The organism is Streptococcus sp. 27098_8_134, assembly GCF_041431675.1.
Classification (GTDB): Bacteria; Bacillota; Bacilli; order Lactobacillales; family Streptococcaceae; genus Streptococcus; species Streptococcus sanguinis_R.
The window spans coordinates 586,115-607,537 of sequence record NZ_JAPVYD010000001.1 but is presented as its reverse complement, the minus strand read 5'-3'; the positions used below and the strand labels follow the sequence as shown (position 1 = coordinate 607,537).

The following is a 21,423-nucleotide window of genomic DNA, read 5'->3' as shown; positions in this document are numbered from 1 at the left end:
GGCGTTCTTTCTAAAGGTTAAAATAGTTTTTTGTGCATGAGATAGGCCATGACCGAAGCACTCATGGCAAAGGCGATGAACATGATAATCCAGAAGGCATGTGGTTCACCGTTGAGAGGCAGTTCGTTATTTTTGAAGTTCATCCCATAGGCTGAGAAAATCATGGTCGGGATAGACATGACAATGGTCACCAGAGCCAAGGCTTTCATGATATTGTTCTGATTATTAGAAATGATAGAGGCGAAGGTCTCAGTCATACTGTGGAGGATGTTGCCGTAGATATCAGCCATCTCAATGGCCTGCTGGGTCTCGATCAAGGTGTCTTCCAGCAAGTCCTCGTCTTCTAGGTATTTCTTGATATTACTAGTAGAGCTGGTCAGCTTCTTAATCACGCGCTCATTTGTCTTAAGAGAGGCCTTGAAATAGACGATGGTCTTTTCCAACTCCATGAGCTCAATCAGTTCTTCATTTCGTGTGGACTTGTGCAGTTGGCTTTCAATCTGCTCACTCTTACGGTCAATGGAGCGCAGGGCTGTCAGATATAGCTCGGCATTGTGGTAGAGAATCTGAAAGATAAAACGTGACTTCATAAAAGTATAGAAGTTACGCAAGCGCCGGTGGATGAAGATATCCAGCAGAGGTAATTTTTCCAAACAAGTGGTAATAATCGCCTCTTCCGTGATGATAATACCAAGGGGAATCGTGACATAGTAAGTCTGGTTATTCCGCTCCTCAGTGATGGGCACGTCAACGATGATCAGTGTGTACTCATCTTCGATGGTGACCCGAGACATTTCTTCCGCATCAAGCGGCGCTCGCAGGTCAGTGATGTCAATGCCAAAGGCGTTGGCGATTTCGATTGATTCGCTCTGGGAAGGATTGACAAGATTGATCCAAGTGCCTGATTCGAGCGCATCAATCTCTTTGAATTCTGTCGTAGTAGATAAAAAGACTTGCTTCATGATCTTTTTCCTTCCCAGAGTGTTTTTTGCATACCGTACTATTATACTACAAATTCGGGCTTTTGGGGCAAAAGTTTGCAGAAAAATTTGTTATAATGGAGAAGGTTTATAAGTGAAACGAGGTCAAGATGCAAGATAAAATTGTGATTCATGGAGCGCGAGCTCATAATTTAAAAAATATTGATGTAGAAATTCCACGGGACAAGCTAGTTGTGGTGACCGGTCTGTCCGGTTCGGGTAAGTCCAGCCTAGCTTTTGATACCCTCTATGCTGAAGGGCAACGTCGTTATGTAGAAAGTCTGTCGGCCTATGCTCGGCAGTTTTTAGGCAATATGGAAAAGCCAGATGTGGACTCGATTGATGGTCTCAGTCCAGCTATTTCCATCGACCAGAAGACGACCAGTAAAAATCCCCGCTCAACAGTGGGAACAGCTACCGAAATCAATGACTACCTGCGCCTGCTCTATGCTCGTGTTGGAACTCCATACTGTATCAACGGTCATGGAGCTATTACGGCTTCGTCTGTTGAGCAGATTGTTGACAAGGTCTTGGAATTGCCAGAGCGTCAGCGGCTGCAGATATTAGCGCCGGTCATTCGCAAGAAAAAGGGCCAGCATAAGACCGTTTTTGATAAGATTCAGAAAGACGGTTATGTCCGTGTGCGCGTGGATGGCGATATTTACGATGTGACGGAAGTGCCAGAGCTTTCTAAGAGCAAGCAGCATGATATTGAGGTCGTGGTAGACAGAATTGTCATCAAGGAAGGGGTACGCAGCCGCCTCTTTGACTCAGTCGAAGCTGCTCTGCGGATTGCTGAGGGGTATGTGGTGATTGACACCATGGACGGTCAAGAGCTGCTCTTTTCTGAGCACTACGCCTGTCCAGTCTGTGGCTTTACAGTCCCAGAACTGGAGCCACGCCTCTTCTCTTTCAATGCGCCTTTTGGCTCCTGTCCGGACTGTGATGGTCTGGGGGTTAAGCTGGAGGTGGATCTAGATGTGGTTGTGCCAGAAGCTGGCAAGACCTTGCGCGAAGGAGCGCTAGCACCTTGGAATCCCATATCATCCAACTACTATCCGCAGATGCTAGAACAGGCCATGGCAGCCTTTGGAATTGATATGGATAAGCCTTTTGAGGAGCTGACTGAGGAAGAAAAACAGCTGATTTTCTTTGGCTCAGATGGGCGGGAGTTTCATTTCCACTATGAAAATGAATTTGGCGGCGTGCGCGATATTGACATTCCTTTTGAGGGGGTTGTCACTAATATCAACCGCCGCTACCATGAAACCAATAGTGATTTTACTCGGACTCAGATGCGGGCTTATATGAATGAGCTGACCTGTGCAGCTTGTCGTGGTTATCGACTCAGTCCCCAGGCCTTGTCTGTCAAGGTTGGCGGCGAAGATAGCTTGCACATCGGTGAGATTTCAGACTTGTCCATTGCAGATCATTTGCTTCAGTTGGACAAGCTTAGCTTAACTGAAAATGAATCTACGATTGCGCGCCCTATTCTCAAAGAAATTCATGATCGCCTGACCTTCCTTAATAACGTTGGCCTTAATTACCTGACTTTGTCTCGCTCGGCTGGAACCTTATCAGGGGGTGAGAGTCAGCGGATTCGCTTGGCGACTCAGATCGGCTCGAACTTGAGTGGCGTCCTCTATATTCTGGACGAACCCTCTATTGGCTTGCACCAGCGTGATAATGACCGCCTAATTGCCAGCCTCAAGAAGATGCGTGACCTAGGCAATACCCTCATTGTAGTTGAGCACGATGAGGACACCATGCGGGAGGCTGACTGGCTGATTGATGTGGGGCCAGGAGCCGGTGTTTTCGGTGGTGAAATCGTTGCAGCCGGCACTCCTGCGCAAGTGGCCAAGAGCAAGAAATCTATCACAGGCCAATACCTGTCAGGTAAGCGCGAGATTCCATTACCATTGGAACGCCGTGTAGGCAATGGCCGCTTTATCGAGGTGACGGGGGCTCAGGAAAATAATCTGCAGAATATCACGGCTAGATTCCCCTTGGGAAAATTCATCGCTGTGACAGGAGTTTCTGGGTCTGGTAAGTCAACGCTGGTCAACTCTATCCTTAAAAAGGCCATCGCCCAAAAACTCAACCGTAATTCTGCCAAGCCAGGTAAGTTCAAGAAAATCAGCGGCATTGAGCATGTGGATCGACTGATTGATATTGACCAAAGTCCGATTGGCCGAACACCGCGCTCTAATCCGGCTACTTATACTGGAGTATTTGATGATATACGCGATCTATTTGCCAAGACCAATGAAGCCAAGATTCGCGGCTACAAGAAGGGACGTTTCAGCTTTAATGTCAAGGGCGGCCGCTGTGAGGCCTGCTCGGGTGATGGGATTATCAAGATTGAGATGCACTTCCTGCCTGATGTCTATGTGGCCTGCGAGGTCTGCCACGGCACCCGCTATAATAGCGAAACTCTGGAAGTCCACTACAAGGAGAAGAATATCGCTCAGGTTCTGGACATGACAGTCAATGATGCGGTAGAATTCTTCCAGCATATTCCTAAGATTGCCCGTAAACTCCAGACAATCAAGGATGTGGGACTAGGCTATGTGACTCTGGGGCAGCCAGCCACGACCTTGTCAGGTGGTGAAGCCCAGCGGATGAAGCTGGCCAGCGAGCTTCACAAGCGCTCGACTGGCAAGTCCTTCTATATCTTGGATGAGCCGACCACAGGTCTGCATTCTGAAGACATTGCCAAGCTCCTTCATGTGCTATCTCGCTTTGTGGACGATGGCAATACAGTACTCGTTATCGAGCACAATCTGGATGTCATCAAGACAGCTGACCATATCATCGATTTAGGACCGGAAGGCGGTGTCGGTGGCGGTACGATTATTGCGACGGGTACACCGGAAGAAGTCGCAGCCAATCCAGCCAGCTATACCGGCCAGTACTTGAAAGGTAAGCTGCACATAAAATAATTCATCAAATCCCTGTTTGGTATTAAAAACAGGGATTTTTCATGTCAGAGAATGCTCGTCGGATTCTAAGCCCTAGATAAGGTTTGTCAAAAAATGCCCTATTTGACTTGTTTTTTGATATAATAAACTTAGTTATTTCATGGAGGTGGCTCATGTTATCAAGAGTTGAAAAGTTTGAAGCAGCATTGGCTCAGACAGAATGCGATGCTGTTTTAGTAACCAATCTGAAAAATGTTTACTATCTGACTGGCTTCAGCGGGACAGAAGCGACAGTTTTTATCAGCAAGAATCGTCGGATTTTCCTGACGGATGCGCGCTATACACTGATTGCCAAGGGAGTAGTCCAAGGTTTTGATATTGTCGAAACCCGCGACGCGATTAGAGAGATTGTCAAGATTATTGCGGATGACAAGCTGCAAAAAATCGGTTTTGACGATGAAATTTCCTATGCCTACTTCAAAATGCTGGAAAGTGTCTTCTCTGCCTACGAGCTGGTTCCTATGACGGGCTTTATTGAAAATCTGCGCATGATTAAAGATGAGCAAGAAATCGCGACTATTCGCAAGGCCTGTCAGATTTCGGACCAAGCCTTCCTGGATGTACTGGATTTTATCAAGCCTGGTGAGACGACAGAGCTGGCCGTTATGAACTTTTTAGATGCCCGTATGCGCCAGCTAGGTGCTTCAGGTGCCTCTTTTGACTTCATCATCGCTTCGGGTTACCGCTCTGCTATGCCGCATGGTGTGGCTAGTGACAAGGTCATTCAAAAAGGGGAAACCCTGACCATGGACTTTGGTTGCTACTACAACCACTATGTCAGCGATATGACGCGGACTGTTCATGTGGGGCAAGTGACAGATGAAGAGCGGGAAATCTATGATATTGTCCTGCGCAGCAATCAAGCCCTGATAGAATCTGCTAAGGCTGGTCTTAGCCGGATTGATTTTGACCGGATTCCACGGCAGATTATTAACGATGCTGGCTACGGTCCTTACTTTAGCCATGGGATTGGCCACGGTATCGGCCTGGATATACATGAAATTCCTTACTTTGGCAAGTCAGAAGAGCCGATTGAGGCGGGCATGGTCCTGACTGATGAGCCGGGTATTTATCTGGACGGCAAATACGGTGTCCGCATCGAAGACGATCTCCTCATCACAGAAACAGGCTGCGAAGTCCTAACTCTTGCGCCGAAAGAGTTGATTGTTATTTGAGAATTATCAGTCTTTATGATAGAATAAGTAGAAATATAATTTTAAAAAGAGGTAATATAGAATGATTGAAGCAAGTAAGCTGAAAGCTGGAATGACCTTCGAAACAGCTGATGGAAAACTCATCCGCGTTTTGGAAGCGAGCCACCACAAGCCAGGTAAGGGAAATACGATTATGCGGATGAAGTTGCGCGATGTTCGTACTGGCTCTACCTTTGATACCAGCTACCGTCCAGAAGAAAAATTTGAACAAGCCATTATTGAAACTGTTCCAGCTCAATACTTGTACCAAATGGATGACACTGCTTATTTCATGAATACTGAGACTTATGATCAATATGAAATTCCAGTAGTCAATGTAGAAGAAGAATTGAAATTCATCCTTGAAAACTCTGATGTGAAAATCCAGTTCTACGGAACAGAAGTGATTGGTGTGACTGTACCAACAACAGTTGAATTGGTCGTGACTGATACTCAGCCATCTATCAAGGGAGCTACTGTTACCGGATCTGGTAAGCCAGCTACACTGGAGACAGGTCTTGTTGTCAACGTACCAGACTTCATCGAAGTTGGACAAAAATTAATTATCAATACTGCAGAAGGAACTTACGTTTCTCGCGCATAATATAGAAGAGGTAATAACTATGGCAGCTGAACAATTAGGTGAAATCGTCATTGCGCCACGTGTTTTGGAAAAAATCATTGCCATTGCAACAGCAAAGGTAGAAGGTGTTTATTCCTTCGCAAATAAGAGTATGTCAGACAGTCTTTCTATGCGCTCACTCGGTCGCGGAGTGTCACTTCATACCGATGAGACAGGTGATGTGACTGTGGACATCTACCTGTATTTGGAATACGGTGTCAGCGTTCCGACTGTTGCAGTAGCGATTCAGAAGGCTGTAAAAAGCGCTGTTTTTGATATGGCTGAGGTAGAGCTGTCTGCTGTCAATATCCATGTGGCAGGCATTGTTCCAGAAAAGGCACCGAAGCCAGACTTGAAAGATCTATTTGATGAGGACTTCCTCAATGACTGATATACTATTGGAATCCAGAAGAGGTCTGCGCCAGCGGGCTTTTCAGGCCCTGATGAGCCTAGAGTATGAAGGGGATCTTGTGGAAGCTTGTCGCTTTGCCTATTCTTATGATAAGGACGAAGAGGCAGACAAAGTGGCGGAAGCTGATATTCCAGCCTTCCTGCTCAATCTGGTCTCCGGTGTGGTCCAGTCCAAGGACGACTTGGACAAGAAAATTGCCCAGCACCTCAAAAAGGGCTGGACAGTGGATCGTCTGACGCTGGTAGAGAAAAATATCCTGCGTTTGGGTATCTTTGAGATTACAGAGTTTGACACCCCACAGTTGGTAGCAGTCAACGAAGCCATTGAGCTTTCCAAGCAATTCTCTGACGAAAAGTCCAGTAAGTTCATTAATGGGATTTTGAGTCAATTTATCGTTGAATAAGTTGAATAAAATGAAGGTCGAGACAAGTGTCTTGGCTTTTTTTGCTTGTCAATTGTTGTTTGAATCGCAAATAGCTTATCGAATCATCAAAATCCGTACAGAGAGCATGAAGTATCTGAGTGAGAAAAACTCTTATTGAAAGCCTTTACAACTTGAAAAAGAATCGGTATAATAAATACAGAAAACGTTTGCATAGATGTTCTCTATAAGAAAAAATAAAGGAGTTTTCTGTTTATGAAAAATAACGATCACCTACAGTCTCGGATGGGGGAAAAGCGTCATTATTTCGGCATCCGTCGCTTAAAAGTAGGAGTAGCCTCTGTTGTCATTGCCTCAGGATTCCTACTGGGGAATGCTCAGCTAGTCCAAGCGGATGAGGCGAGCACAGCTACCAGCCCAGCAACAGAAGCAGTCTCTGATGTAAATGCGGCAGCCCAACCTAAGTCAGCAGATGAAGAAAAAACTGGAGAGGCAGGTAGTTTAGGAGCGGGAGCCACAGAGCAGGCTGCTCCAACTGGTGTGCTAGCAGATCAAGCGCAAGCTAATGCAGGTTCAGAAGGAACTGGGCAAGATGCAAGGGAAACTGCTGCTCCCACTGAAAAAGAGAAGCAAGAAGCAAGTAATAAACCAGCAGTATCAGATACTTCGGCGAAAGATGCTATCGAAGAAGGCAATATTCGCTTTCATTTCAAAACTTTACCCTCACAAAATCTAGATAGCTTGGGCCTGTGGACTTGGGATGATGTCGAGACGCCTTCTAGCCAAAAGGGAGGTTGGCCGACCGGAGCGACTAGCTTTGCGACTGCTAAAGAAGATGACTACGGCTATTATCTTGATGTTAAAATGGCTGAGAAAAGAAGCAAAATCAGCCTTCTAATCAATAATACAGCAGGGCAAAATATTACGGGTGATAAGACAGTTGAGCTGCTCAGTCCTCAGATGAATGAGGTTTGGTTTGACACAGACTATCAACCTCATACTTATGAGCCTTTGAAAAAAGGAATGGTTCGAATCAACTACTATCGTACAGATGGGCAGTATGATAAGAAGTCGCTCTGGCTCTGGGGAGATGTCCAAAACCCGAGCAAGAATTGGCCTAACGGAGTGGATTTTGAAAATACTGGGAAATATGGTCGCTATGTAGATGTTCCATTGAAAGATGCTGCAAAGACGATTGGCTTCTTACTTTTAGACGAAAGCAAATCAGGAGATGATGTGAAGATTCAAAATCAGGATTATAATTTCACGAATTTGGAGAAAAACAGCCAAATTTTCTTGCGTGATGCGGATCCGACAGTTTATACCAACCCTTACTTTGTCAACGATATTCGTATGACGGGAGCCCAGCATATAGGCTTGACCGAGATTGAAGCCAGTTTTTCTACCTTAGAAAATGCCAAAAAAGAGGACATTTTAAAGAACTTAAAGATTACAGACAAAGATGGCAATGAAGTTGCTGTTAAAGATGTGGTTCTAGATCCTAAGACTAAAAGTGCCAAATTCATTGGTGATTTTAACCAAGCCCAGTCACCCTACCTTATCAAATATGGCAATGATCAATTCAAAACTAGCATGAACTGGCAGCTGAAGGATAGTATTTATAAGTATGATGGTGAATTGGGAGCGCGTGTTTCTCAAGCGGGCAAACAAGTAGATGTAACCTTCTGGTCACCAAGTGCGGACCAAGTTGATTTGGTAGTCTACGACAAAGAGGATCAGAACAAGGTTGTTGGACGCCACGCTATGCAGAAAGGGGAGTCTGGCACATGGATGAGCAGGTTGACGCCTGAGAGCGGTCTGGGGATTTCAGACTATCGAGGGTATTTCTATCATTATGAAATTACTCGTGGCGGCAAAAAGTTTCTTGTGCTGGATCCTTATGCCAAGTCTTTAGCCGCTTGGAACAGTGAAGATGCGGACAAGGGGGATGCCTACAAGATTGCCAAGGCAGCCTTTGTAGATCCAAGTGAATATGGACCGAAAGACCTGACCTATGCTACTATTCCGAACTTCAAGAAGCGGGAAGATGCCTTGATTTATGAGGCACACGTTCGTGATTTCACCTCTGATCCAGCTATCTCAAAGGATTTGAAATCTCAATTTGGAACCTTCTCAGCTTTCATTGAGAAATTGGATTATTTGAAAGACTTGGGAGTGACCCACGTTCAGCTCTTGCCAGTTCTAAGTTATTACTTTGTAAATGAGCTGAAAAATGCTGAGCGCATGGACAAGTATGCTTCCAGCAACAGCAACTATAACTGGGGCTATGACCCGCAAAACTACTTCTCGCTGACAGGTATGTACTCTAGCGCACCGACAGATCCAGCCAAGCGCATTGAGGAATTCAAAAACCTTGTCAACGAAATTCACAAGCGTGGCATGGGTGTTATCCTGGATGTGGTCTATAATCATACGGCTAAAACCTCTATCTTTGAGGATTTGGAGCCCAATTACTACCACTTTATGGATGCGGATGGTACACCGAGATCCAGCTTTGGCGGCGGTCGCTTGGGTACTACTCACTATATGAGCAGACGGGTCTTGGTGGATTCGATCAAGTACCTGACAGAGCAGTACAAAGTAGATGGCTTCCGTTTTGATATGATGGGGGACCATGATGCTGAGTCCATCCAAAAAGCCTTTGAAGAAGCCAAGAAGCTGAATCCAAATCTCATTATGCTGGGTGAGGGCTGGAAGACTTATGCAGGTGATGAAAATAAAGCTGTCCAGCCTGCTGACCAATCTTGGATGCAGTCAACAGACACGGTAGCGGTTTTCTCGGATGATATTCGCAATACCTTGAAATCAGGTTATCCAAATGAGGGAACACCAGCCTTTATCACCGGTGGCAAACGCAGTGTGGAAAATGTCTTCAAAAACATCAAGGCGCAGCCAACCAATTTTGAGGCGGATAGTCCAGGGGATGTGATCCAATACATCGCAGCCCATGATAATCTGACACTCTTTGATATCATTGCCCAGTCAATCAAGAAAGATCCGGCGGTGGTTGCCAACTATCAAGAGATTCATCGCCGCTTACGTCTGGGAAATCTGATGATTCTGACTTCACAAGGGACACCATTTATCCACTCTGGTCAAGAGTACGGCCGGACCAAGCAATTCCGTGATCCCGATTATAAATATCCGGTCTCAGAAGACAAGGTTCCAAACAAAGCGCATTTGTTGACCAATGAGGATGGTACGCCGTTTGACTATCCGTATTTCATCCATGATTCTTATGATTCGAGCGACGCGGTCAACCACTTTGACTGGACCAAGGCGACTGATTCGGAGAAGTTCCCTGAAAATGCCAAGAGTCGGGCCTATATGAAAGGCTTGATTGCCTTGCGGAAATCAACGGATGCCTTTACCCGCAGCTCCAAAGATGAAGTGGAGCAAAATGTGACCCTCATCACCCAGCCTGGTACGGATGGTATTGAGAAAGAAGACCTTGTACTCGGCTACCAAGTGGTTGCGTCGAATGGCGATATTTATGCTGTCTTTGTCAATGCGGACACCAAGGAACGACAATTCAACTTTGGTGAAGCCTACAAGCATCTAGCAGGTGCAGAAGTTGTGGCAGATGGCAATACCGCAGGAGTGACAGCCATTTCTGATCCAGCAGGTATTACCAGAAACAGCAATGGTTTAGCTCTAGCTCCGCTCACAGCGACTATTTTGCGACTTCGAAAAGCGAACCCAGCTCAGGAAGAAAAAAACCAAGCTCCAGCGGCTCAAGAAGAGCAGCTGTCTGCCGCTTCTGTAGCCAACGCTCAGCCTCAGGCTTTATCCTTGGATGCGCAAAAACCTCAGGCTTCAGAAGTAAAAGAAGCGGCTAGCCAAACAGAAAAAGCCTTGCCAAAAACTGGAACAAATACTTCCCTACTGGCACTTTTAGGTGGCTTCCTTGCTTTCCTGGCCGGTCTGTTAACCTTTAGAAAGAAACAGTAATAATTTGATGAATGCCCTGTGAGAAATTTTTAGACTATGGCTAATAAAGACGACTTCCAATAATGGAGGTCGTCTTTCCTTGTTTATATAAGTTTCAAACACTCTTACCAGGCAAGAGGCTGACTGGCAGAAAATAGCCAGTCGTTTGGACTTCTTGGCCGGCTATTTTTTTGAGGAGTAGGTCTACAGAGAGACGGGCGATATCTTTCAGTGGCTGCTTGATAGTTGCTAGCTGCGGGTAGTAGTTCTCTACAAAGTAGGTGCCGTCGTAGCCAATGATTTTCAAATCTTCAGGAATCTGGATGTCTAGCTCCTGAGCGACTTTCATAATTAAGATGGCTGTCAAATCATCTGAAGCAAAAATAGCATCGGGCTTAGTTTGACTGAGGATTTGCTTGATTTCCATTTCCTTTCGGACGGGAGAAAAATCACTTGATACATTGATAATCGATGCGTCTGGCAGGACGGAAGCAAAGCCAGCATGGCGCAGGCCGGTTGGTGAGTTGGAATTGTCATTGCCGGTAATCATGATGATGTTTTGCGCTCCAGCCTTGACCAAGGTCTGAGCTGCCAGCACTCCGCCACCATAGTTGTCTGAGGAGACAACTGGGATATCCGGCGAGAGATTGCGGTCAAAGGCAATGATTGGTGCTGTCACACGATTGTAGTCCTCGATGCCTAGATTGTGACTGCCAGATATGATGCCGTCCACCTGGTTGGCTTCCAACATCTCAAGGTATTCACGCTCCTTGTCAGAGTCATGCTCACTATTACAGATGATGGTTTTATAGCCTTGTTTAAAGAGTTCATGCTCCAGCTTACCAATCAATTCTGCATAAAAGACATTGCTGATATTAGGGAAAATGAGTCCAATTAGCTTGGCTGATTTTCCTTGGAGACTGCGTGCCAGATTGTTGGGCTTGTAGGCCAATTCTCGCATGGCTGCCTCAACCTTAGAAATCGTTTTGTCAGACAAGTAGCCTTTTCTGTTGATGACGCGGGAAACAGTTGTGGGGCTGACTCCTGCTAGTTTTGCTACATCAGTTAGCTTTGCGACCATAATCTAATTCATAGTAAGTACCGGTTGGATTGCCCTTAGTAATAGCAATGCCTGTCTGGTCTTCTCTCGGGAAGACACGGCCGGAAAATACTTTCTCTCCTTTATTGATGAAAATTTCAAAAATTGATTTATCGATGAAGATAGTAGCGCTCGTTGCTTCTTTGTCAATATTACAGCTTCGGCTGGTTCCAAAGTCCAGAGCGAATGGCTCACCTGCCAGACTACGATCAACCGTTACTAGACCTGCTTTGAGGTCAAAATTGATGCGTAACCCCTTGCCATCCTTATCTGCAAAGAGGACGATTTCGTGCTCGGTGTCCGCAGCGAGATTCAGCTCTAGTTCGTAGCTGTTCTTGCTTTCTGTCAAAGCAGCGAAAGGCTGTTCCTCTGCTCGCAAATCCTTAATAGCTGGCACTGGGTATTGGTAAAGTTTGCCGTCTTTCAGACTTAATTCCTTGACGAGGGAGAAGGCACCTTGATGGTCGAAGCGGTCAGATGGGTATTCCACATCAGGCAAGCCTAGCCAGCTGACAGCCAGTACGCGACCGTCAGGTGCGTTAAAAGCTTGGGTCGCGTAGCAGTCGAAACCGTAGTCCAGATTTTGGATAGGACTAGGATTAATCATAGCAGCTTTGTTTGTGTCAAACGATTGACCTATTTTATACATGTTTGGATAAATGTTGCCGTAGTCCTGTACATCCTTAGACAAACCTTGAGGGCAATAGAGCAGGACTGGTTGGTCATTGATAAAGACTAGATTAGGACACTCCATCATATAGGCTGTCTTGTCATTGGCGAAGTCCAAATCGCCAATGACTTCCCAGTTGGTATAGTCATTATCAACAGCCTTGTAAAGCTTAACATAGCCTTGCTTGTCTAGATTTTGTCCTCCGACGATAGCATAGAATTGTCCTTTGTAGTTGAAAATCTGCGGATCGCGGAAGTGGTCAGTCGCTTCAGCAGGTTGTTCAATCAAGACCTTGTCAATTTTTTCCAGCTTGCCTGATTTGTCTAACAAGGCACCGATTTGATAAGGATGACGCACCCAGTTTTCATCACGAACATTGCCAGTATAGAAGAGAAAGAGCTTGTCGTCAAACTGCATGGCAGAGCCAGAATAGGCGCCGTGGCTATCTAGAGGAGTATCTGGCAGCACCCGAAGGCCAGTTTCCGTGAAGTGAACTAGGTCGTCACTTTCCATCTGGACCCAGCACTTGAGACCGTGAGCTGCTCCGAAAGGAAAGTTTTGGTAGAAAACCACCCACTTGCCGTCAAAATAAGAAAAGCCATTGGGGTCATTGAGCAGACCTGTTTGAGGCTCTACATGGTAATTAGCCCGCCAAGGAGATTTAGCGATATTGTCTTTGATGTGCTGTAGCTCTTCCTGAGTCCAGTCTTCATAGCGTTTGTAGCGTTTTTCAGTCGTCCAAGCCAATCTTTTATCCTCCGAATCATATTATTTCTTATTACTATAGTAAACGTTTTCCGATGAAAAATCAACATTTAACAGTGAAAAAATATTTTTTCTGCAAAACGCTTGACATATTTTTGAATCATGGTAAAATAATATTCGTAAAGGCGATAAAATCGCTTTCAAAAGTTAAAAATATTTATAAGGAGATTTTTGCAAATGAATAATACTGACATTGCAAAAAAAGTCATCGAAGCCCTTGGCGGACGTGAGAATGTTAACAGTGTGGCTCACTGTGCGACTCGCTTACGCGTGATGGTTAAAGATGAAGGTAAAATCGACAAAAATACTGTCGAAAATCTGGAAAAAGTTCAGGGTGCCTTCTTTAACTCAGGCCAATACCAGATTATCTTTGGTACCGGTACGGTTAATAAAATCTATGACGAAGTTGTAGCCTTAGGATTACCAACTTCATCAAAAGATGATATGAAAGCAGAAGCCGCTAAGCAAGGGAATTGGTTCCAACGCGCCATCCGTACATTTGGTGATGTATTTGTACCAATTCTTCCAGCTATTGTTGCGACAGGACTTTTCATGGGAGTTCGTGGAGCAATTGCTCAGGATCAAGTTTTAGCTTTGTTTGGTACTACTGCGGATGCTTTCAAAGCAACTGACTTCTATACTTATACAGTAGTCTTAACTGATACTGCCTTCGCTTTCTTCCCTGCTTTGATTTGCTGGTCGGCTTTTAGAGTTTTTGGCGGAAACCCAATCATTGGTTTGGTTCTTGGTCTAATGATGGTTAACTCAGCACTTCCAAATGCTTGGGAGGTAGCTGGTCAGGCTACTAAATTTGCTGTTGATCCTTCTAAGGACATTTTAGACAAAATTGCTAATATGGATGTTCTAGGAAGTTTGAAATTTACCAGCGAAGTTACAGCAACAAAAGTTCACCCAATTTACTTCTTTGGTTTTATTCCAGTAGTTGGCTACCAAAACTCTGTGCTTCCAGCCTTCTTTGTAGGTTTGTTTGGTGCAAAATTTGAAAAATGGCTGCACAAGAAAATTCCAGATGTTTTGGATCTTCTTCTTGTTCCATTCCTTACTTTCCTTGTCATGTCTATTCTGGGACTCTTTGTGATTGGCCCAGTCTTCCACATTGTAGAGTCATATGTTTTAAATGGAACAGAGTTCCTTCTTAGCCTTCCGTTTGGTCTTGCTGGATTAATTATCGGTGCTGTGCATCAGCTGATTGTCGTAACTGGTGTTCATCACATCTTCAACTTACTGGAATCTCAGTTGGTATCTCAAACTGGGAAAGATCCATTTAATGCGATTATCACTGCTGCTATGACAGCTCAAGCTGGTGCGACTTTGGCTGTAGCTGTGAAGACAAAATCTAAAAAACTCAAGGCTCTTGCCTTCCCAGCAGCACTTTCTGCAGGATTGGGTATTACTGAGCCAGCTATCTTCGGGGTTAACTTGCGCTTTGTTAAACCTTTTGTAATTGGACTGGGTGCCGGTGCCGTTGGTGGCTGGTTGGCTTCTATTATGGGGCTTGCAGGTACAAGTTTCGGTATCACAATTATTCCAGGTACTCTCCTTTACCTGAATGGTCAATTGTTGCAATATATCTTTATGGTTGTTTTAACAACTGGTTTGAGTTTTGTACTGACTTATATGTTCGGTTATAAAGACGAAGAAACTGCTGAAGAAAAAGCTGAAACTGAGGAACTGGTCGAAGAAGAAACAACTGGTAACATGCCAGCTTCCCTCCAAGATGAAACAATTATTTCTCCAATTGTTGGTCAGGCAGTAGCTTTGAGCGATGTTGATGATCCTGTTTTCTCTAGCGGAGCGATGGGACGAGGAATTGCTATCAAGCCTAGTGAAGGTGTGGTTTATGCTCCGGCTGATGCAGAAGTTACGATTGCATTCGCGACTGGCCATGCTTATGGTTTGAAGACAGCTAATGGTGCTGAAATTCTGATTCACGTTGGAATCGACACAGTGTCTATGAATGGTGAAGGCTTTAATCAAAAAGTTGCTCAAGGCGACAAGGTCAAAGCTGGTGATGTTCTGGGAACATTTGAAGCTGAGAAAATTGCAGCCGCTGGTCTGGATGATACGACTATGGTCATCGTTACCAATACAGCAGACTACGCTTCTGTGACTCCAGTAGCAGAAGGAGCAGTAGCTAAAGGTGACGCAGTAATCGAAGTCAAGGCTTAATGAAATGTAGAAAACGAACAAAAATTGATTTGTTCGTTTTTCTCATAAAATACCTCTGTCTGTAAGAGTTTCAAGAGGATGGTTTTTAACAAAAGTCTACCAGAGATATGCTATAATGAATAGAGTAGAAATCAAATGTAAAAGAGGTTTTCTAATGACAAAATTGTATGGAAGTTTGGAAGCTGGTGGCACTAAGTTTGTCTGTGCTGTAGGCGATGAACGGTTTGAAGTTGTTGAAAAGACACAGTTTCCAACGACCACGCCTATTGAAACGCTAGACAAGACGATTGAGTTCTTTTCTCGTTTCGACAATCTAGCTGGTCTGGCTGTTGGATCTTTCGGGCCAATTGATATTGATCCCAACTCAAAGACTTACGGCTTTATTACGACTACTCCTAAGCCACATTGGGCTAATGTGGATATTGTCGGAGCTTTGCGCCGGGCCCTCAATGTGCCCATTTACTTTACGACGGATGTCAATAGCTCAGCTTATGGTGAAGTAGTAGCCCGCAACAATGCTGGCGGCCGTATTGAAAATTTGGTCTATTATACGATTGGGACAGGAATCGGTGCCGGTGCTATCCAGCGGGGCGAATTTGTAGGTGGGACAGGTCACCCAGAGATGGGACACTATTATGTAGCTAAGCACCCTATGGATGTGGAAAAAGAGTTCAATGGCGTTTGTCCTTTCCACAATGGCTGTTTGGAAGGATTGGCAGCTGGGCCAAGTTTAGAGGCGCGGACCGGAGTGCGGGGAGAAAACATCGAGCTTAATAGTTCTGTCTGGGATATTCAAGCTTACTATATCGCTCAGGCGGCTATTCAGGCGACAGTGACTTTCCGCCCAGATGTCATCGTCTTTGGTGGCGGGGTTATGGCTCAGCAGCACATGCTGGATCGGGTTCGTGAGAAATTCACAGTTCTTCTGAATGGTTATTTGCCAGTTCCCGATGTTCGTGACTATATCGTGACACCGGCTGTGGCTGGGAATGGCTCCGCAACGCTGGGGAACTTTGTACTGGCTAAAGAAGTTAGTGAGCGCCACGCAAAATAAGCTTATGGGTTCTGATTTATCAGGCCTTTCTCTATGAGGGAAAGTAATGGAAAAAGCAATTGTCAAAGATATTTTCTTCCTACAGCAGCCATCAGAGCAGGCTAGTAGAGAAGACCTTTATCTGGCTCAAGACTTGCAGGATACTCTGCAGACCAATCGAGAAAACTGTCTGGGGCTCGCAGCCAATATGATTGGCGTGCGCAAGCGGGTCATTATCTTTCTATATGGCTTGGTGCCGGTAGTCATGTTTAATCCGGTGCTGCGCTATAAATCAGGGCCTTATCAGACAGAAGAGGGCTGCTTGTCCCTGACTGGAAGCCGTCTCACTCAACGTTATCAGGAAATCACAGTCGATTATCTGGATAAAAATTGGCAGCAGCAGACCATGACCTTGAAAGGATTGCCAGCCCAAATCTGCCAGCATGAATTGGATCATTTGGAAGGGATTATCATTTAGAAAAATTTGACAAAATTGCAAAAAATGTCTAAAATTAGAGATAATTAGCAGAATAATATTGAAGGAGGCAAGATGTAAATGAAAACAAAAACTTTAGCACTGATAAGCGGTCTGGTTGGTTTGATTGGAGGGACTATTTTGCTGCTCTCGAATATCTTTTTTGTTCCTTTTTCAGCCCTACTAGGTGATTCTGGCCTGAATTTACTGGGAGCGGTGATTAAATTGGCAGCTCTGGGCTTGGGAATTACTTCCTTGGCTTATTACAAAGGTCAAATGCGTTTCAGTGTCGCAGCGGGCGTCCTCCTTATCGTCGGAAGCAGCAACATCGCGCCCATTCCATTTATAGGCTGGATTGCAGGCATTCTCCTTATCATTGGAGGGGCTCTATTCCTCGCTTCTTCTTCAAAATTTTAATGCGGGACCAATCAATTTTTAGGCTGTTTGTCAGTTTGAAAGGAAGGGTGAAGAAATTTTCTTCGCTTTTTTTCTTGTTGAAAAAATAGTTCTCATGGAAACTTTTTTCTTGACTTTCTTTTTTCTTGTGTTAAAATAGTTCTCACGAAAACTATTTTTACAAAGGATGCAGGTATGGATAAGCCTTTACTGGAATTGAAGCGTTTTGGACGAAAGATTCATCTCATAGCGGAAAAGCTTGCCAAGGAGCAAGGGATTGAGTCCATGGCTGGGCCTCAGGGGCAGGTCTTGCATATTGTCGCCTGTCGTATGGAAGAGGGGAAGGATACCCTTATCAAGGATATTGAGCAGGAGTTGGATATTTCCAAATCGGTGGCCTCTAACTTAATGAAAAGGATGGAGAAGAATGGCTTTATCAAGCTGGAAATGGGCAAGACAGACAAGCGGGCTAAATATATCCGTCTTACTCCGCAGTCGCAGGAAAGAATGAAAAAAATCCGTGACTTTTTTGATGAAATGAACCTTTCTATTTTGAATGGTGTTTCTGAGCAGGAACTGCTGATTTTTTCTCAAGTCATGGCCAAGTTTTATCAGAATATCGAAAGTTTAGAAAATGGAGGGAAAGATGTTTAAGTTATTTAAACGGCTGACGGTAAGGGAAGTGAGCATGATTGTTCTCAGTGTGCTCTTCACCTTCCTAACGGTATATCTGGAATTAGAAGTTCCAACCTATATTTCGACGATTACAGAGTTGCTGCAAACACCAGGGACTGGTTTGGCAGATTTGTGGGAGCCAGGTCTGAAAATGATCGGCCTGTCTTTTGCTAGCTTGCTGTCAGCTATTGTGGTTGGCTTTTTTGCCGCTCGTATAGCAGCCAGCTTTACCCAGAGCTTGCGGAGCGATATTTTCAACCGTGTGCTAGATTATTCACAGACGGAGATTAAGAAATTTTCAATCCCTAGTCTGCTGACTCGGACAACGAATGACATTACCCAGGTACAGACCTTAATTACCATGGGGCTTCAGGTGGTGACCAGGGGACCGATTATGGCGATTTGGGCTATGACCAAGATTATCGGTAAGTCCGAGAACTGGCTGACAGCAGTTCTTATTGCTGTTATAGTCAATATCCTGCTGACAGTAGTTTTGGTGACATTGGCCTTTCCCAAGCAGTCAGTTGCGCAACGCTTGGTCGATAAGCTAAACAGCGTCACTAGAGAGAGTCTGACTGGGATTCGCGTGGTCCGGGCTTACAATGCTGAGGACTATCAGGATGAGAAATTTGCGGCAGCCAATGATGAAGTAACCCGACTCAATCTTTTTATCGGTCGTCTGATGGCCATGATGAATCCAGTTATGATGGGGATTTCCAGCGGTTTGACACTGGCTATTTACTGGATTGGTGCTTATTTGATCCAGGAGGCTGGGCTGCAGGAGCGTCTCCCACTCTTCAGTGATATGGTCGTCTTTATGTCCTATGCTATGCAGATTGTGATTGGGTTCTTGCTCATGGGTGCCCTCTTCATTGTCCTGCCTCGAACCATTGTATCGGCTGGCCGGATTAATGAAGTTCTGGACCTGCATTCTTCTATCACCAGTCCGGAACAGCCTAAGGCAGCAGCGGACAGCAAGGGAGAAGTGGTCTTTCGAGATGTGTCCTTCCACTATTCCAAGAATTCAGAAGCGGTCATTGAGCATGTGAGCTTTACAGCGCAGGCTGGTGATACCGTAGCCTTTATCGGTTCAACTGGCTCAGGGAAATCCACGCTGGTCAATCTCATTCCTCGTTTCTACGATGTAACTGAAGGAGAGATTCTGGTAGATGGCGTCAATGTTCAGGATTACCAGCTGGAAGACTTGCATAATAAGGTCGGCTACATCCCGCAAAAGGCGGTGCTTTTCTCTGGCGATGTTGAGAGCAATCTGGACTTCGGTCAAAGCCAAGAAAGCCCGCTGGATGAGCAGAAAATGTGGGAGGCTCTTGACCTAGCACAGGCTAAGCCCTTTGTCCAAGAGAAGGAAAAGGGGCTGAAAGCAGAAGTAGCTCAAAGCGGAACCAACTTCTCTGGTGGCCAGCGTCAGCGTTTGGCCATTGCCAGAGCCTTGGCTCGTAAGCCAGAAATCCTCATCTTTGACGACTCCTTCTCAGCACTAGACTATAAGACAGACCGCATTTTGCGCAAAGAACTGGCTGAGCGGACGCAGGATATGACCAAGCTAATCGTAGCGCAGCGGATTTCTACTATCATGGATGCGGATCAAATCTTGGTCTTGGATGCTGGTAAGGTAGTCGGTCAAGGTAGCCACCGAGAGCTTTTGGCCAGCAACGAAGTCTATCAAGAAATTGCTTACTCACAACTATCCAAGGAGGAATTAGAAAATGGAAAATAAGAAGCCTTCATTATTTAGCCAGATACGGCCTTATCTCAAAGGCTTCCAGCTTCCTCTTGCTTTGGCATTTGTGGGAGCTGTCTTGTCAAACATTATCACGGTCTATGGGCCAAATAAATTAAAAGAAATTACCAATCTCATTTCTGATGGTCTGGCTACCAGTATTGATTTAAAAGCTGTGTCTCAGATTGCCCTTCTGCTGACCGTGCTCTATGCAGTCGGAGCCCTGCTCAACTACGGCCAATCCTTTATCATCAGTACGGTTATCCAGTATTTCTCTAAGCGACTGCGGACAGCCATTGCAGAGAAAATTAACAAGCTGCCGTTGGGCTATTTTGATGGTCATTCTCAGGGGGATACTCTGTCGCGCGTGACCAATGACGTAGATACGGTCGGCCAATCCCTCAACCAGAGTCTGGGGAATGTTATCTCTGCCAGCCTGCTCTTGGTGGCTGTGGTGTTGACCATGTTCTTCATGAACTGGATCTTGGCCTTGGTAACCATCTTGGCTACTGTATTAGGCTTTGTCTTTGTCGGTCTCATCATGGGCAAGTCTCAGGGCTATTTCACCGCCCAACAAAACGATCTGGCTGCGGTAAACGGTTATGTGGAGGAGATGTACTCTGGTCATAATGTTGTTACCAGCTATAATGCCATTGAGCAGTCTAAGGAGCGCTTTGCAGTTCTCAATCACAATCTCTATAACAGTATTTGGAAATCTCAATTTATCTCTGGCATGATGATGCCGCTCATGTTCTTTACGGGGAATTTTGCCTATGTGCTGGTTATTTTGGTTGGTGCTGCTCTGGCGATTAATGGCTCTATTAGTATAGGAATTATCGTCGCCTTTATGGTTTATGTGCGGACCTTCTCTCAGCCTTTGTCACAGATTGCCCAAGGTATCGCCGTCTTGCAACAGGCTGGAGCAGCACTGGTTCGTGTCTTTGAATTTCTGGCTGAGCCTGAGATGGAAGACGACCAGCATAAAGAGCAGCAGCTTACTGCTGTCAAGGGAGATGTTGCCTTTAAAGATGTCTTCTTCGGTTACAAGCCAGACCAGACGATTATTCATGATTTCTCAGCCCAGGCCAAAGCCGGACAGAAGATTGCCATTGTCGGCCCGACGGGTGCTGGTAAGACGACCATTGTTAATCTGCTCATGAAGTTCTATGAAATTGACAAGGGGCGTATCAGCATTGACGGTATAGATATTAAGAATATGAAACGCTCTGAGGTTCACGATGCCTTTTCAATGGTCTTGCAGGATACCTGGCTCTTTGAGGGGACGATTCGGGAGAATTTGATTTATAATCAGGAGCATGTGACAGATGAAGCAGTTATCGCTGCAGCGAAGGCGGTCGGTGTTCATCACTTTATCATGACTCTGCCGCAGGGCTATGATACGGTGCTGGATGACACGGTCAACTTATCAGTCGGTCAGAAACAGCTGCTGACCATTGCTCGTGCTCTGCTCAAAGATGCGCCGCTCTTGATTTTGGATGAGGCAACTTCATCAGTCGATACGCGGACGGAAGAGCTCATTCAAAAGGCTATGGACAAACTCATGGAAGGCCGGACTTCCTTTGTCATTGCCCACCGCCTGTCTACTATCCGTAATGCGGATCTTATCTTGGTCATGCGCGATGGAAATATCATCGAGCAGGGCAACCATGATGAACTCATGGATCAGAATGGCTTCTATGCGGACCTCTATAATAGTCAATTTGTAGAGGAAGATGCAAGTTGATACTCAAATAAAACATCAGGAATGTTCGTTTTCCTGATGTTTTTTTAAATTTAACAGAATTGTAAAAATTGCTCAGTTTTCAGCGAAAACGCTCTAAAACACTGACTTTCTCCG

Annotated in this window: 16 protein-coding genes; 13 read left to right on the top strand and 3 right to left on the bottom strand. The window is 45.3% G+C overall.

Translation table 11 applies throughout. The annotated features are described in order from the left end of the window. Window positions 1-17: 17 nt before the first annotated feature. Window positions 18-962 carry a magnesium transporter CorA family protein gene (locus tag O3620_RS02870; protein ID WP_002896489.1) on the bottom strand — a complete coding sequence of 315 codons (945 nt, stop codon included), beginning with the start codon at window positions 960-962 and terminating at the stop codon, window positions 18-20. A 128-nt stretch (window positions 963-1,090) separates the two neighbouring features. Here O3620_RS02870 and uvrA point away from each other — a divergent pair, with 128 nt between their 5' ends. The 6 genes from uvrA (at window position 1,091) to O3620_RS02840 (ending at window position 10,542) form a co-directional block, all read left to right on the top strand. Further along, entirely contained in the window at window positions 1,091-3,922 is a 2,832-nt protein-coding gene (gene uvrA / locus O3620_RS02865) for an excinuclease ABC subunit UvrA (protein WP_371601409.1), read from the top strand. Window positions 3,923-4,074: 152 nt separating this feature from the next. Then, the gene (locus O3620_RS02860) at window positions 4,075-5,136 is read left to right on the top strand and encodes a Xaa-Pro peptidase family protein (protein WP_002919616.1); all 1,062 of its coding nucleotides are present in this window, start codon (window positions 4,075-4,077) and stop codon (window positions 5,134-5,136) included. 61 nt (window positions 5,137-5,197) lie between these two features. Next, window positions 5,198-5,758, top strand: coding sequence for an elongation factor P (gene efp / locus O3620_RS02855; RefSeq protein WP_002896485.1), 561 nt, complete (start codon window positions 5,198-5,200; stop codon window positions 5,756-5,758). Window positions 5,759-5,777: 19 nt separating this feature from the next. Beyond that, window positions 5,778-6,167 (top strand): Asp23/Gls24 family envelope stress response protein, encoded by a 390-nt coding sequence (locus tag O3620_RS02850; RefSeq protein ID WP_002896484.1) that lies wholly within the window; start codon window positions 5,778-5,780, stop codon window positions 6,165-6,167. Then, window positions 6,160-6,591, top strand: coding sequence for a transcription antitermination factor NusB (gene nusB / locus O3620_RS02845; protein WP_002919615.1), 432 nt, complete (start codon window positions 6,160-6,162; stop codon window positions 6,589-6,591). Before O3620_RS02850 ends, nusB begins: the two co-directional genes overlap by 8 nt. Window positions 6,592-6,825: 234 nt before the next feature. Beyond that, on the top strand, window positions 6,826-10,542 hold the full coding sequence (locus tag O3620_RS02840; RefSeq protein WP_002919613.1) for a pullulanase: 3,717 nt from the start codon (window positions 6,826-6,828) through the stop codon (window positions 10,540-10,542). Between the two features lie 94 nt (window positions 10,543-10,636). Here the strand turns inward: O3620_RS02840 and O3620_RS02835 are convergent, their stop codons facing one another. Continuing rightward, on the bottom strand, window positions 10,637-11,602 hold the full coding sequence (locus tag O3620_RS02835) for a LacI family DNA-binding transcriptional regulator (RefSeq protein WP_002919611.1): 966 nt from the start codon (window positions 11,600-11,602) through the stop codon (window positions 10,637-10,639). Further along, window positions 11,583-13,037: a sucrose-6-phosphate hydrolase gene (locus O3620_RS02830; RefSeq protein ID WP_002919610.1), complete on the bottom strand. Its 1,455-nt coding sequence runs from the start codon at window positions 13,035-13,037 to the stop codon at window positions 11,583-11,585. The genes O3620_RS02835 and O3620_RS02830 overlap by 20 nt, the downstream gene beginning before the upstream one ends. Window positions 13,038-13,232: 195 nt before the next feature. Here O3620_RS02830 and O3620_RS02825 point away from each other — a divergent pair, with 195 nt between their 5' ends. From O3620_RS02825 to O3620_RS02795, 7 genes are all read left to right on the top strand, one after another. Further along, window positions 13,233-15,245, top strand: a complete 2,013-nt coding sequence (locus O3620_RS02825) for a sucrose-specific PTS transporter subunit IIBC (protein WP_002919608.1) — start codon at window positions 13,233-13,235, stop codon at window positions 15,243-15,245. A gap of 154 nt (window positions 15,246-15,399) precedes the next feature. Further along, entirely contained in the window at window positions 15,400-16,299 is a 900-nt protein-coding gene (gene scrK, locus O3620_RS02820; protein WP_032912993.1) for a fructokinase ScrK, read from the top strand. Window positions 16,300-16,345: 46 nt separating this feature from the next. Continuing rightward, window positions 16,346-16,756: a peptide deformylase gene (locus O3620_RS02815; RefSeq protein ID WP_002919606.1), complete on the top strand. Its 411-nt coding sequence runs from the start codon at window positions 16,346-16,348 to the stop codon at window positions 16,754-16,756. Between the two features lie 78 nt (window positions 16,757-16,834). Then, window positions 16,835-17,170, top strand: coding sequence for a hypothetical protein (locus O3620_RS02810; RefSeq protein WP_002903845.1), 336 nt, complete (start codon window positions 16,835-16,837; stop codon window positions 17,168-17,170). 174 nt (window positions 17,171-17,344) lie between these two features. After that, the gene (locus O3620_RS02805) at window positions 17,345-17,803 is read left to right on the top strand and encodes a MarR family winged helix-turn-helix transcriptional regulator (RefSeq protein ID WP_002913878.1); all 459 of its coding nucleotides are present in this window, start codon (window positions 17,345-17,347) and stop codon (window positions 17,801-17,803) included. Then, complete coding sequence (locus O3620_RS02800) at window positions 17,796-19,562, top strand: ABC transporter ATP-binding protein (RefSeq protein ID WP_002919605.1); 1,767 nt, start codon at window positions 17,796-17,798, stop codon at window positions 19,560-19,562. Before O3620_RS02805 ends, O3620_RS02800 begins: the two co-directional genes overlap by 8 nt. Further along, on the top strand, window positions 19,552-21,309 hold the full coding sequence (locus tag O3620_RS02795; RefSeq protein ID WP_002919604.1) for an ABC transporter ATP-binding protein: 1,758 nt from the start codon (window positions 19,552-19,554) through the stop codon (window positions 21,307-21,309). Before O3620_RS02800 ends, O3620_RS02795 begins: the two co-directional genes overlap by 11 nt. Window positions 21,310-21,423 lie beyond the last annotated feature (114 nt).